Consider the following 11,846-nt stretch of genomic DNA (forward strand, 5'->3'; position numbering starts at 1 on the left):
CGAGGCGGGTGTAGAGATTGGGCAGGATGTTGATGGCCTGCGTCATCTCGGCGAGCGAATAGCCGCCCGCGTCGAACGGGTTGCGGGTGAGGGTCATGGAGGATCTCCGGGAAGGGATGAAAGAGGACAGGGGTGCCCAGCAGTCGGCGTAGGGCTGGAACGATCAGGCCGTGTCGCGCACGATGAGGCCCAGCGCGGTCAGCTGGCTGATCTTGGTGGTAATCTTGGCGGCGTCATCGACGCTGGCGTCATAGGCCAGCGCGGCACGCGACAGGATGGCGGGACCTCGGACGACCACCACCCCGACGGCATCGGCGAGGGTTGCATCCACGGCGTAGAGCAGCACGGCGGCCGCATTCTGCGCGCCGTCGGAGCCGCCCGATGTGGCGAGCTTGTACTTGCCGCTGGCGGTGACGCGCCCCAGCACCGATCCCACGGGAAAGGTGGTGCCGGCGAGCAGCGTCACGGTCTCGCGGGTGTAGTTGGGATTGACCTCGTATTTGAGGACATCGCCCATGGTGGGCGGTTGGGTCAGCACGGACATGGGCAATCTCCGAAGATTTGGCGGTCAAAAAGACATCCCCCGCCGGGGCGGTGCGGCGGGGGATCATGGGGCGGTGCAGAGATGGTGGACTGAGGGTCAGCCCGTATTGCCCGCCGAGGCAGCTTTCTTCGCGGCGGCAACGAGCGGGCTTTCTTTCGCCTGCGGCAAGGCTGGCGACGGCGGGGCCGCCACGACATCGCGCGCATCGGCGGCGGCACTGGCGCGTTCGAGCACGAGACTGCGCAGGGCTTCGGGTGTGGTGCCTTCGCGCAGGGCTTTCGCGGCGTCGATGGCGATACCGAGCCGGCCGGCCTGCGCCGCGATCTCGGTGATTTCCGCCGCCTCCTGGCGCAGCCGCGCCGAGACCTCGGCCAGATTTCCGGGTTGCGTTGCTGCCGACGTGGAGGGTGCTGATGCTTCAGGGGCAGCTCCAACGGCGGGCGGTGCTGCGGCGTCAGGTTCCGATGCGGCATTGGTGGCGTCAGAGGATATGTCGACAGCAGTAGGGTCAGCGTTGGTATCGGCCGTTTCCTCCCATTGCGCATCTCGAGTCTCTTCCTCCTGCGGCGTGGTCTCCTGGTCGGGCGCATTAACCATGGCGGTCTCCTTTCGGGGTTTGGGAAGGGATGCGCGTTGCATGCGCGCGGGTGTGATTTTGGACGTGCGGGTCACCATCTGCCGGAAGGCGGCAAAACCGCGCCCAAGGTCGGTAGCCTCGTCGGCCAACCCAGCCGCGACGGCGTCGACGCCGCGATAGGTGTCGGCCTCGGTCGCGAGCGCCGCCTTCTGGCTCAGCCGCCCGGCGCGCCCGGCGGCGACGGTCTCTGCAAAGAGAAACCGCAGCACGTCGATCTCGCGCTGGATGTCGCCTTCCACCTCGGCGGCCAGCGGTTGATAGGGGTTGCCATCAACCTTGTGCCGGCCCGAATGGATCAGCGTGACCTGCACGCCGTCCTGATCGAGCTGGCCGCTGAGATCGGTATGCATCACGACAACCCCGATACTGCCCAGCGCGCCGGTGCGCGGCAGCAGGATGCGGTCCGCTTGGCTGGCGAGCGCATAGCCGGCCGAGAAGGCGTGTTCGGCGACGAACGCCCAGACCGGCTTGTCGCGGCGCAGCGCCCGGATGCGGTCGGCAAGATCGAACACCCCGGCCACCTCGCCACCGAAGCTGTCGATTTCCAGCGCGACACCACGGACCGACGTGTCACTGGCGACCGCCTCGATCTGGGCGGCGATCCCCTCATAGCTGGTCTGACCAGATGATTCCCCGATCCAGCTGCCGCGATGGATGAGCACGCCCGAGATCTCGATCACGGCGATACCGTCAACCAGTGGAAAGGGCGCCTCGCCGTGCTGGCGCAGGCTGTCGGCAAGCCCACCGGCGAGGATGCTGGCGCGGGCGGGGAGCGCAGCGGTCCCAGGCACGTCGGCCGTGTTGTCGTGATCGGCCAGTTCGACCCGCCGCCCGAGAACCCGCGGGCCGAGCCCCGATAGGAACGCCATGGCCTTGGAGGGCTCGACCAGCAGCGGGGTGTTGAAGGCGCGCGCGGCAATGCGGGCATGGAGCATCAGGGTTGGTCCTCGTCTGCACGCGGTCGGTCCTCCGCGGTGTCGTTTGGTTCGTCAGAGGGGCTCACGTTTCGATCTTCCGCCTCGTACGGCACCGTCTCAGATGCGCCCTGCGCCGGTGAGCCCGGCCGGCGGAAGTCGAGGCCCAGCGCACGCTCGCGGGCGTGCTCGGCGGCGATCTCGCGGTCGACCTGCTCGGCGTCATAGCCGCGCTCGGCGATGGCCTGGGTCCGGGATTTGAGCCCGGCTTCGATCTGGGCGATCTCGGCATTGGCGTCCTTGAGCGGATCCACCCAGTCCCACTTGGTGGGCAGCCAGTCGGCCGCCACCAGCCTTGCGCGGTTGGCCTCGTAATCCGGCAGGGTCAGCGCACCCGAGAGCACGGCCACGTCCATCCAGCGCGCGTACACCGGCCGGCAAAGCTGGTAGACCATGACCGAATGCTGCCAGGCCGAGACACGCCGGCGAAACTCGATCAGCGCGAGCCGCGAGTTGGAGAAGTTGCCCTTCACCATGTCATTGGCGAGGTACGGATAGGGGATGCCGAGGGCGGCCGAGATCTGCAGCAGTGTGCGGTACTGGAAGGGCTCGTAGGTCGCCCCACTGTCGGCGGGCTGTCCCACGGTGACATCCTCGCCCGGATCGAGCCGCACGATCTGGCCAGGACTGACCTCGTAACCAGCATCGCCCGCCTCGTCCTCGGGCGGCGCGAGCGGGTTTTCCGGCGCGGGGGAGGTGACGAACATCGCGTACATCGCCGCGACCTTTTTGCGGTCGAGCTCGGCATCGTCGTATTGATCGAGCAGAAAAAGCTTCACGATCGCGGGCGCGAGTTTCGAGACCCCGCGCAGCTGGCCGCCCTCTACCGGGTCGATCACGTGGATGATCTCCGACGCCGGCACCCGCGTGAGCGCGCCCGCCAACCCCGGATCGGTGCTGTCGCCGGGATGCCGGCGCAGGAAGTGGTAGGCCACGCGGCGGCCGATCCGGTCGAACTCGATCCCCTGGCGGATCGCATTGCCGTTTGCCGCCGTACCGCTCTTTTCCAGCGGCAGCATCTCGGCGGGCAGCATCTGCAACTGCAGCGGCACGCTCAGCCCGTCCTCGGCGCGGCGCGGCCGGATGCGAAAGAACACTTCGCCCGCGATGAAGACCTCGCGCGCCGCGCGGCGCTGCAGCCCGTAGAAGTCGGTCAGCCCCTCGGCATCCGCCTCGTCGGTCCAGGCCAGCCAGAGCCGCTGCAGCTCCTCCTTGCGGGCGGGATCACTGATCTTCGAGATCGGCTTGATGCCGTCACCCGCGGTATTGGCCGCCCAGCTTTCGACGGCGTTCACGGCATAACCGTTGTTGCGCACCAGCCAGCGCGCCCGGGCAGTGATATCGGGGCCCGAGGCCGCGATCAGCGCGTTGACATGGGCGCGGGTCGCGCGGAAGCCGCGCAGACGGCGATGGTGCTGGCCCGCATCGAACCCGCCGATGAAGGCCCCGAGACGCTGTCGCCAATTCATCGCGGCCATCACAGATCCTTCACGGCATGGGGCCGGAAGATGCGGCCGGCGCCGCGCTCCAGAGCCGCAATCCGGCGCTCGATATCCGCAACCGCCGCCGCCATTTCCGCGTCCGAGCCATAGGTCACGCTCTTGCCGTCATAGCTGACGCTGCGCGTGCCGCTGTAACGCGCCGCCAGCAGAACGCTGTGGCGGGATTTGAGATCGTCGAGGGTCATTTCTATTCCGCGTTGCCGGGTGTGTGGCGCTCTTGTCGTGCACACGTCTGGTGTGTATATTTTGCATGTCTCAGGAGGATCCCCGATGCCGCACAGCACCACCGAGAAGCAGCGCACGAACATCACGCTCAGTGCCACCAATCTCGCCGCCGCGCGGGAGCTGGGCCTGAACGTGTCGGCGATCAGCGATGCCGCGCTGGCCGAGGCTGTGCGCGCGGCCAAAGCCGAAGCCTGGGCTCGGGAGAATGCCGGAGCGATTGCCGAGCGCCGCGCCTGGATCGAGGCCCACGGCACCCCGCTGGCCGATCTTCAGGTCCTGAAGACCGACTGATGGCGCAGTTCCAGGTTTATCGGATCGCCGGCAATCGGCTGGTGCTCGATCTTCAGACCGATCTGATCGAGACCGGCTCCCGCGTTGTGGCGCCGCTGGTGCCCGTCGCCTCTGGGCCGAAGGCCATCGGGCGGATTGAACCCGTCTTCGAGATCGAGGGCGCGGCGCATGTACTGCATACCGCCGAGATGGCCGCGATCCCGTCCGACCTGCTCAAGGCACCGCCCGTCGCCGACCTCTCCCGCTTCGATTACGAGATCCGCGGCGCACTCGACATGGTCTTCTCCGGTTTCTGATCACTCCATATATTTTGGCGTGCTGACGCGCCATCCGCGCCGGCGCGGCGTGGTGATGCGCCCGGCCTGGGGCTCGGATGGGGCCTCAAGTGCCTCCGTCGGGGCCGTGGTGTGTGCCGTCTCCACGCCGGCCTGTGTCTCCAGCTGCCGCCACATACGCTCATCGAACCGGTCGGCACCAAGGATCCAGGTCGCGGCGCGGGCATAGACGCGGGTGTCGAGCGCCTCGTTGCGCTCGCGCATCTTCTGCCATTCCTGCCGGGCATAGCCGCGCTTGTTGCGGATCGTGACCAGCTGCTCGGCCACCAGCTGCTTGAGCCATTCGCTGTCGGCCCAGTCCGGCAAATGCACCGTACCGGGTGGATCGGGCGCGCCATTGGCGCGCTCTTCGTCGCTCGACCTTTCCAGCCGCAGGTGGCGATAGGTCTCGGCCTTGAATGTGGCGGTGGCCACGGTCCAGAGCCGGGCGCCGCGCTTGAGCTTGCGACCGTTCACCGTGGCATCGACGAAGGTGGGGCCGGAGACGGGCGTCGCGCGATTGAAGCCCTCCATGCCCTTCACCGGGGCGACCTGGGCCGTGCCCTGTTGGCGCGCCCAGGCATAGACGGCAGCGGACTCGTAGCCCGTGTCGATGGCGAGCTTCGCCAGCGTCATCACCGCGCCATGCTCATGCACCCATGTCCGCCCGAGAAGTGCGGTGAGCGCGTCCCAGCAGGCCGGGTCGTCCGGACCGTCCGGGATCACGATGTGGTCGACCAGCCAACTTTCAAGGCCCCTGCCCCAGGCCCAGACGTCCACCTCGATGCGGTCTTTCTGCACATCCGCGCCCGCAGTCAGGAACAGACCGCCCGCGGGGATCTGCGCCGGGTAGGTCTCGCGCCGGTCGGCCAGCCGCTGCCAGTCCGGGGCTTCGCCGCTCTCGACCCATGTCTCGCCCAGCAGCGTGTTGCGCGCCGCGCGCAGCATCTCGTCAGAGCCCTGCGCGGCCAGCCAGTCCTGTGCGATTTGCGCCCAGCTTTTCCAGCCGATCGGCGAATAGAGCGCCGAGAGGTGGAAGCCGATGGCTTTGGGATCTGCGGGCACGGCCGTCGCGCGCCATTCGCCCGCCTCCAGCATCGCGGTCTTGTGATGCTCGGCAATGGGCGTCTCGCAGCCCGCGCAGGTATACGCGGCGGTCTCCGGCTGATCCTTCTCCCAGCGCAGGCGCTCGAACTGCAGCCATTGCATATGGCCGCAGTGCGGGCACGGCACGAAGTAGCGCCGCTGATCGCTGGCCTCGAACTCGCGCTCGATGCGGGACAGCCCGCGGATCGTGGGCGTCGAGACCATGAACACCTTGCGCCGATGCGCGAAAGTCGTGGTCCGCGCTTCGGCGAGTGTGACTGGATCACCTTCCTCATCGGCAGAGGCCGGGTAGGCGTCCACCTCGTCGAGGAAGATGTAGCGCGCGGGCATCGAGCGCAGGCCGGTGGCCGAGTTGGCCCCGGTCAGCACCAGAATGCCGCCCGGGAATTCCTTGGACAGCATCGAGTTGCCGGCATCGCGGGACCGCGCCGGTTGCACGCGTTCCTTGAGTGCGGCGCTGTCCGCGATCAGCGGGTCGATCCGGCCGCGTGATGTCCGCTTGGCCATTTCCACCGTAGGCAGCACCGCCAGCATCGGCCCCGGCGCGTGGTGGATCACGAACCCGATCCAGTTGTTGCCCGCCTCGGTCGCGCCCACCTGCGCGGCCTTCATGAAGCTGACGCGCTGTGCGGGGTGGCCGGGCGAGAGTGCATCCATGATCTCGCGCAGATAGGGCGTGCGCGCGGTGCGGTAGCGCCCGGGCTCGGCCGAGGCGCGTGAGCTGAGCCAGCGATGTTGATCCGCCCAGGCCGACACCGTGAGGTCGGGATCGGGACGCAGGCCGCGGCGCCAGGCGCGCAGGATGTCCTCGGCGCCGTCGAAGCCAAGGTCAAGGTCTGTAGTCAGGTCAGAGGTGGCCTCCTCATCATTCAAGCGAGACCCGGAGGTCGGCCAGGGCGTCGAGCTGCTCTCGGACATGGGTTTCCAGCACCCTTTGCAGGATCGCAGTCTCGATCGTCACGGGCGTCCCGGATGCACTCTCCATATCAGCGGACAATTGCGCGGCCATGAGCGCGGCCACGCGCGTGGGCCAGGTGATCCAGACATCGCGCTCCTGCCGGGCGAGGCGAAACACCAGCGTCTCGGCCCGCGCGCGATCGACCAGCGCGCCCTTCTTGCGCTGGATCGTCAGCTGACGCTCCTGCGCCTGGTAGACGGTCAGCGCCGTGCGCGCCTTGAGATAGGAGGCGCTGTCGCCCGGGCCCGAGACGGCACTGCCCTCGACACTGCTGCTGGCGGCGGCGCCGCGTGCACGTCTCTGCTGATCGGGATCGGTCATCCCGCTCCGGCGCGCATCAGAGGCCGCGGCATCGATCGAGCCATCGGCGAAGAGCACCAGCCGCCCGGTCTTGCGCGCCTTCTGCACCGCCCCGCGCGACAGCCCGGCATGGGCCGCGTAGGCGCGCTCGCTCATACCCTCCATGGTGCAGCTCTCATTCAGTCGTCATCGAGACTTTCAACCATCCAGCCTGGAATATCGCGTTTGCCGTGCAGCACACGCCAAACATCGACGTGCTGCGCGGTGTCGCGATAAAAGATCAGCCAGGGAAACCCCCGCAATTGCCAGACCCGCAAGCCAGGTAGGTGCAGCTCGTAGGCGTAGCGCAAAGACCCACTCAGGGGCTGCGCTGAAACGAGCGCGAAGGATCTTTCGAGGGCATCGATGAAGCGCAACGCGACATCGTCGCCCGCTTCCCCGCGATAATATGCGATGGCTTCTTCAATATCCTGCCGCGCCTTGTCGCGCGGCACCACGGGTTTGTCCGTCACGTCTTTTGCTTGCCGGCAACGCCTGCACGCAGGCTTGCGAAATAGTCGGCGTCTGCTGCCGTGGCAGGCACCGAATTGGCGCCATCCAGAAGCAGGTCCCGCAAGGCCTGCCGGTCCTGGTCCTTGCGGATAAGATCGCGCACATATTCGCTTGAAGTGCCATAGCCGCGATCTGTGACCTGCGTGTCGATATAAGACTTCAGTGTCTGGGGCAGAGAGATGTTCATGGTACTCATGCTGCAAGCTTAGCGTGTTTGCCAAATTTTGCCAAGAGGTGTCCTGGTGGGCGATGCCACACGGCCAAGGCGCACTCGGTCAGGCCTCCATGGCACATCGAAACCTCCTCAAGGCATTGGCAATAAACGCGGAAACCGTTCTATTTCAGTTGATTACACTCTCTGGTTGAGCAACTCTGATCCCCACAAGGCGCGTGCATCGCGCCCCGCCAGGTACAGGATCGGAGACAGACCCATGACCCTCGCAGAGCGCTACAACGCCGAAGCCAAACGCCTGCTGCCGCACATGGCCGACAGCCTGGCCGTCGCGCCGACCGTCACCACCGCGGACGAGATCGACGACATCGTATTCCGCCGCAGCGAATTCCTCGGCGGCATGGCATGCGTCATCCTCGCCATGATCGACCAGCAGACCTGAGGAGCGCCACGATGAGCACGCGCGCGCAGATCGCCATCCAGACCGGGCCCGAGGCATGGGCTCATGTGTATATTCATTACGACGGCTATCCCGGCCACATGCTGCCCGCGTTGGCATCCTGGACGCCCGAAGACATCCTCGCCGCCCGCAAAATCCGGCAGGTGCGCAAGGACGCTCTCGACTGCTTCGAGTCTCCGCGCAAGCCCAGCATCCTGCCGCGCCCCACCCGCGAGCTGTGCCACCTCTATATCTGGCTCGGCGACATCTGGGTCGAGGTCAATCCCGATGCCGAATGATCAGAAAGCAACTTTATGGCTCTGATTTTGCTACACTTTCAGACTCCGCGGAGCGATTCTGATGACACCAGACCGATGCAACTCAACCCACGGAGCCACGCTATGACCACCCCCGCCGCAAACCTGATCGCCGAGTTCCGCGCCACTGCCGACGAGATCGAAACCCTCCTCGCGCCCAGCGCCTGCACGACCATCGCCGCGCAGAACTGGATCGTCATCGACGACTTCGGGCCGCTGACTTTCACCGTCGCGCCCGAGGGCGACACGCACCGCGCCACCTGCACGGGCCATGGCCGCGCGCACAGGGTCAACCGCTTCACGCGGGCCGACGCCCAGCGCCTCGCCGACGCCTGCAATGCCCGCGCCGCCTTCTGGGCCGACGCCGCTCGAGAGGAAGCTGCCACACTGCGCCGCCACATCGCCACGCTGGAAGCCACCATCGCCGCCTGAGCCATCATACGCGCGGGGCCCGCGGGCCCCGCCACGACACGCGAAAGGAACCACGCCATGACCCGCCTCAACCCGATCACCACGCCCCGCCATCAGCCGCGCGCCCAGAAGGCCCGGCGGAACAAGGAAGCCGCGCTGTACGCATTCATCGCGAAGAAGGCCGAGATCGACGACATGCTGGCGCGCCTGCAGGCGCTCAGCGACGATCACTTCGAGACGCACCCCGACGAGGTGGGCTGGGCGATGGTCGGCACCCTCGAGCATTACGCCAGCCTGCTCAAGCGCATCACCGACAGCGCTTTCGGCGAGGGCGAACACGCCGAGTGAGCCTTCCGGCCCGGCATTCGGGGCAGCCCGCCAACACGGCGGGCTTCACCGGGTAGAAGGCGGCGCATCCCGCGCTGCCCGACAACACCGGAGGCCCCGATGCCCAAACTCACCGACACCCAGACCCTCATCCTCAGCCGCGCGGCCACCCGCCCCGGCAATCTGGCCATGCCGCTGCCCGAGGGGGTGAATGGCGCCGCCGCACAGAAGGCGGTCACCGCGATGATCACGCGCGGCTGGATTGAAGAGGTCGATGCCGATATCCGCAAAGGCGAGCCGCTCTGGCGCGAGACCGGCGATGGTCATGGCACCATCCTGATCGCGACCGAAGCCGGGCTGGAGGCCATCGGGATCGAGCCGGTGGTCGCCAAGGCCACCAGCGCCCCGCGCGAGGCGAAGCCGGACCCCGCGCCGACGTCCCAAGCTGCCCCGAAGTCTCCGGCCATCCGCACCGGCACCAAGCAGGCCCAGATCATTGCGCTCCTGCAGCGCCCCGAGGGCGCCTCCATTGGCGAGATCGTCGAGGCGACGGGATGGCAAGCTCATAGCGCGCGCGGCATGATCTCCGGGGCGCTGAAGAAGAAGCTGGGCCTCGCGATCACGTCCGAGAAGATCGAGGGCAGAGGCCGGATCTATACAATCAGGTCGGCTGGCTGACACGGAACCTGAGGCCCCCTCTCCGGCGCGCCAGCTTATTTGACGATGCGTGACCTTCGAAGCCATTTGCCGCATTGGACACCCAGCAGCGCTCCGAGCGTTGCACCGATCACGTCACCGATGAAGTCTCCCAGTTCCGCTGATCTACCAAAAACCGGCTGGACGATTTCGATCAGCCCACCGTAGGCGGCCACGGCAAGGATAACGGGCCAGACAAGTCTTGGGCGCGCCAAAGGCAGTGGGAATGCCAATGCCATGAACCCCAACAGGTGATGCATTTTGTCGGACCCTGGCACGTTCTGGCTCGGTAGCGGGGCCAAGGTCAGCAATGCGATAACAACGCCCAGAGCGATCGTCAGTACAAGACCGAGCAGATAAAGGCGATATTTCGTCAGGAGCGTCACATCAAACACCGAGCAGGGATCCGGACGGCCATGCGGGCTGTATCCTGGTCCTGTCAACAGGGATCGTCAGACTTGCGCAAACGATCACGCCGCGCGCCTCCGAGCCTTCAGCGCGGCGAAGCTCTCGCCGGTGTCCGCCAGCACCGCCTCCGCGCCGGTGAAGGACTGCCAACGTTCGATGGCGACATCGACATAGGCCGGGTCGAGCTCGATGCCGTAGCAGAGGCGCCCGGTGGTCTCGGCCGCGATCAGCGTGGTGCCCGATCCCATGAAGGGCTCGTAGACCGCCTGGCCGGCATTCGAGTTGTTCAGGATCGGGCGGCGCATGCATTCGACCGGCTTCTGGGTGCCGTGCACCGTTTCGCTGTCCTGATCCTTGTTCGCGATCTGCCACAATGTCGTCTGCTTGCGATCACCCGCCCAGTGGCCCTTGGCCTTGACGCGCACGGCATACCAGCAGGGCTCGTGCTGCCAGTGGTAATCCCCACGGCTGAGGACCAGCCGGTCCTTGGCCCAGATGATTTGCGCGCGGATGGCGAAACCCGAGGCTGTCAGCGACTCCGCCACCTCGGCAGCATGCAGGGCTCCGTGCCAGACATAGGCGACATCGCCCGGAAACAGGGCCCATGCCTCACGCCAGTCGGCCCGGTCATCGTTGAGCACCCTGCCCGTCCGTTTGGTCTTCGCGGCACCCGCCTGGTTACGCCAGGCAGGGTCATAGGCCACACCATACGGCGGGTCGGTGACCATCAGCAGCGGCTTCACATCGCCGAGGAGCGCCCCAACCACGTCGGCCGAGGTGCTGTCGCCGCAGATCAGCCGGTGATCCCCGAGCTGCCAGAGGTCCCCCGGCACGGAGACGGGCGTGGCCGGGGCCTCGGGCACGTCATCCTCGCCCTCGACCGGTCCGTCGCCGTCCTGCGCCTCTGGGTCCTGCAGGAGGGCGTCGAGCTCGGCCTCGCCGATCCCCAGCAGCGACAGGTCGAAATCCTCGGCCAGCAGCCCCGCGATCTCGTCCCGCAGCATCCCCTCATCCCACTCGCCGAGCTCGGTTAATTTATTGTCCGCGATCCGGTAGGCGCGCCGCTCGGCCTCATCAAGATGGCTGAGCCGGATCACCGGCACCTCGGTCAGCCCGAGCATGGTGGCGGCCAGTACCCGACCATGCCCCGCGATCAGTTCGCCATCGTCGGCGACCATGCAGGGCACCGTCCAGCCGAACTGCGCCATGCTCGCGGCGATCTTGGCCACCTGGTCCGGCCCATGCATCTTGGCATTGCGGGCATAGGGGCGCAGCCGCTCGATCGGCCACGCCTCGATCTCGCTTGGCGCGAAGACAAGGTCCATCTGTGTTCTCTGCTGTGGTGAAGGGCGGGCAGACGCACAGGCGCGACCGAAACGTCGGCAGCAGCATCAGGGTCCGCGATGTCGGGAAAAGCGAAACGCCCGCGAGGTGTCTGCTCGGGGCACTATTCTTCGATGATTGAGAGGTACGTCAAGGGGGCTAGAAATGTCAAAGGGTTTTTTGCAGCTGAATCAACACTTTCCGTGAAAAGCGCCGTGACAGGCCTGCAAGAGGCATTCCGGGGTGGCTTGGTACTGTACCCTAAGGTCTGGAAATTCGCTCGAGTTGGGGGCCATGAGCCCCTGCTGGGGCGCACCCCAGCAAGGGCTGCCCATTCTGGTATTCCATG

At 66.6% G+C, this 11,846-nt stretch carries 17 protein-coding genes; 7 read left to right on the top strand and 10 right to left on the bottom strand.

Annotation, left to right across the window (positions count from 1 at the left end):
• Positions 1-163 precede the first annotated feature (163 nt).
• From ACH107_RS24545 to ACH107_RS24560, 4 genes are all read right to left on the bottom strand, one after another.
• Complete coding sequence (locus tag ACH107_RS24545) at positions 164-544, bottom strand: head decoration protein (RefSeq protein WP_412508140.1); 381 nt, start codon at positions 542-544, stop codon at positions 164-166.
• Between the two features lie 96 nt (positions 545-640).
• Positions 641-2,116, bottom strand: coding sequence for a S49 family peptidase (locus ACH107_RS24550; RefSeq protein WP_412508142.1), 1,476 nt, complete (start codon positions 2,114-2,116; stop codon positions 641-643).
• Complete coding sequence (locus ACH107_RS24555) at positions 2,116-3,633, bottom strand: phage portal protein (RefSeq protein WP_412508143.1); 1,518 nt, start codon at positions 3,631-3,633, stop codon at positions 2,116-2,118. Before ACH107_RS24555 ends, ACH107_RS24550 begins: the two co-directional genes overlap by 1 nt.
• Positions 3,633-3,842, bottom strand: a complete 210-nt coding sequence (locus ACH107_RS24560) for a phage head-tail joining protein (RefSeq protein ID WP_412508144.1) — start codon at positions 3,840-3,842, stop codon at positions 3,633-3,635. Before ACH107_RS24560 ends, ACH107_RS24555 begins: the two co-directional genes overlap by 1 nt.
• 85 nt (positions 3,843-3,927) lie before the next feature.
• Here ACH107_RS24560 and ACH107_RS24565 point away from each other — a divergent pair, with 85 nt between their 5' ends.
• Positions 3,928-4,173 (top strand): type II toxin-antitoxin system CcdA family antitoxin, encoded by a 246-nt coding sequence (locus tag ACH107_RS24565; RefSeq protein WP_117295866.1) that lies wholly within the window; start codon positions 3,928-3,930, stop codon positions 4,171-4,173.
• The gene (locus tag ACH107_RS24570) at positions 4,173-4,469 is read left to right on the top strand and encodes a CcdB family protein (RefSeq protein WP_412508146.1); all 297 of its coding nucleotides are present in this window, start codon (positions 4,173-4,175) and stop codon (positions 4,467-4,469) included. Before ACH107_RS24565 ends, ACH107_RS24570 begins: the two co-directional genes overlap by 1 nt.
• On the opposite strand, the gene ACH107_RS24575 is transcribed toward ACH107_RS24570, so the two are convergent.
• The 4 genes from ACH107_RS24575 to ACH107_RS24590 are packed head-to-tail and all read right to left on the bottom strand — an operon-like array spanning position 4,470 to position 7,591.
• Positions 4,470-6,512 carry a phage terminase large subunit family protein gene (locus ACH107_RS24575; protein WP_412508148.1) on the bottom strand — a complete coding sequence of 681 codons (2,043 nt, stop codon included), beginning with the start codon at positions 6,510-6,512 and terminating at the stop codon, positions 4,470-4,472. It lies immediately after the preceding gene.
• On the bottom strand, positions 6,460-7,017 hold the full coding sequence (locus ACH107_RS24580) for a hypothetical protein (protein ID WP_412508150.1): 558 nt from the start codon (positions 7,015-7,017) through the stop codon (positions 6,460-6,462). The genes ACH107_RS24575 and ACH107_RS24580 overlap by 53 nt, the downstream gene beginning before the upstream one ends.
• 14 nt (positions 7,018-7,031) lie before the next feature.
• On the bottom strand, positions 7,032-7,364 hold the full coding sequence (locus ACH107_RS24585) for a type II toxin-antitoxin system RelE/ParE family toxin (RefSeq protein WP_412508152.1): 333 nt from the start codon (positions 7,362-7,364) through the stop codon (positions 7,032-7,034).
• Positions 7,361-7,591: a type II toxin-antitoxin system ParD family antitoxin gene (locus tag ACH107_RS24590; RefSeq protein WP_412508154.1), complete on the bottom strand. Its 231-nt coding sequence runs from the start codon at positions 7,589-7,591 to the stop codon at positions 7,361-7,363. Before ACH107_RS24590 ends, ACH107_RS24585 begins: the two co-directional genes overlap by 4 nt.
• Positions 7,592-7,835: 244 nt before the next feature.
• Here ACH107_RS24590 and ACH107_RS24595 point away from each other — a divergent pair, with 244 nt between their 5' ends.
• The 5 genes from ACH107_RS24595 to ACH107_RS24615 all read left to right on the top strand — a co-directional run bounded on the left by ACH107_RS24595 (position 7,836) and on the right by ACH107_RS24615 (position 9,748).
• Positions 7,836-8,018, top strand: coding sequence for a hypothetical protein (locus tag ACH107_RS24595; RefSeq protein ID WP_412508156.1), 183 nt, complete (start codon positions 7,836-7,838; stop codon positions 8,016-8,018).
• An 11-nt stretch (positions 8,019-8,029) separates the two neighbouring features.
• The gene (locus tag ACH107_RS24600) at positions 8,030-8,314 is read left to right on the top strand and encodes a hypothetical protein (protein ID WP_412508157.1); all 285 of its coding nucleotides are present in this window, start codon (positions 8,030-8,032) and stop codon (positions 8,312-8,314) included.
• Between the two features lie 102 nt (positions 8,315-8,416).
• Entirely contained in the window at positions 8,417-8,764 is a 348-nt protein-coding gene (locus ACH107_RS24605; protein WP_412508159.1) for a hypothetical protein, read from the top strand.
• 57 nt (positions 8,765-8,821) lie between these two features.
• The gene (locus tag ACH107_RS24610; protein ID WP_412508160.1) at positions 8,822-9,091 is read left to right on the top strand and encodes a hypothetical protein; all 270 of its coding nucleotides are present in this window, start codon (positions 8,822-8,824) and stop codon (positions 9,089-9,091) included.
• Between the two features lie 99 nt (positions 9,092-9,190).
• Entirely contained in the window at positions 9,191-9,748 is a 558-nt protein-coding gene (locus ACH107_RS24615) for a DUF3489 domain-containing protein (protein ID WP_412508162.1), read from the top strand.
• 35 nt (positions 9,749-9,783) lie between these two features.
• Here ACH107_RS24615 and ACH107_RS24620 read toward each other — a convergent pair whose 3' ends face one another.
• Both ACH107_RS24620 and ACH107_RS24625 read right to left on the bottom strand, forming a co-directional pair.
• A complete protein-coding gene (locus ACH107_RS24620) occupies positions 9,784-10,161 on the bottom strand; it encodes a VanZ family protein (RefSeq protein ID WP_412508164.1) in 378 nt (125 codons plus the stop codon).
• A 75-nt stretch (positions 10,162-10,236) separates the two neighbouring features.
• Complete coding sequence (locus ACH107_RS24625; protein WP_412508166.1) at positions 10,237-11,499, bottom strand: site-specific DNA-methyltransferase; 1,263 nt, start codon at positions 11,497-11,499, stop codon at positions 10,237-10,239.
• Positions 11,500-11,846: the final 347 nt, after the last annotated feature.

This window comes from Roseovarius halophilus (ex Wu et al. 2025) (assembly GCF_047086965.1).

Coding starts and splice junctions, on each gene's coding strand:
- ACH107_RS24565 (WP_117295866.1), top strand. CDS start 3,928: ATGCCGCACAGCACCACCGAGAAGCAGCGCACGAACATCACGCTCAGT.
- ACH107_RS24555 (WP_412508143.1), bottom strand. CDS start 3,633: ATGGCCGCGATGAATTGGCGACAGCGTCTCGGGGCCTTCATCGGCGGG.
- ACH107_RS24550 (WP_412508142.1), bottom strand. CDS start 2,116: ATGCTCCATGCCCGCATTGCCGCGCGCGCCTTCAACACCCCGCTGCTG.
- ACH107_RS24590 (WP_412508154.1), bottom strand. CDS start 7,591: ATGAACATCTCTCTGCCCCAGACACTGAAGTCTTATATCGACACGCAG.
- ACH107_RS24575 (WP_412508148.1), bottom strand. CDS start 6,512: ATGTCCGAGAGCAGCTCGACGCCCTGGCCGACCTCCGGGTCTCGCTTG.
- ACH107_RS24580 (WP_412508150.1), bottom strand. CDS start 7,017: ATGGAGGGTATGAGCGAGCGCGCCTACGCGGCCCATGCCGGGCTGTCG.
- ACH107_RS24560 (WP_412508144.1), bottom strand. CDS start 3,842: ATGACCCTCGACGATCTCAAATCCCGCCACAGCGTTCTGCTGGCGGCG.
- ACH107_RS24570 (WP_412508146.1), top strand. CDS start 4,173: ATGGCGCAGTTCCAGGTTTATCGGATCGCCGGCAATCGGCTGGTGCTC.
- ACH107_RS24615 (WP_412508162.1), top strand. CDS start 9,191: ATGCCCAAACTCACCGACACCCAGACCCTCATCCTCAGCCGCGCGGCC.
- ACH107_RS24595 (WP_412508156.1), top strand. CDS start 7,836: ATGACCCTCGCAGAGCGCTACAACGCCGAAGCCAAACGCCTGCTGCCG.
- ACH107_RS24610 (WP_412508160.1), top strand. CDS start 8,822: ATGACCCGCCTCAACCCGATCACCACGCCCCGCCATCAGCCGCGCGCC.
- ACH107_RS24545 (WP_412508140.1), bottom strand. CDS start 544: ATGTCCGTGCTGACCCAACCGCCCACCATGGGCGATGTCCTCAAATAC.
- ACH107_RS24605 (WP_412508159.1), top strand. CDS start 8,417: ATGACCACCCCCGCCGCAAACCTGATCGCCGAGTTCCGCGCCACTGCC.
- ACH107_RS24600 (WP_412508157.1), top strand. CDS start 8,030: ATGAGCACGCGCGCGCAGATCGCCATCCAGACCGGGCCCGAGGCATGG.
- ACH107_RS24625 (WP_412508166.1), bottom strand. CDS start 11,499: ATGGACCTTGTCTTCGCGCCAAGCGAGATCGAGGCGTGGCCGATCGAG.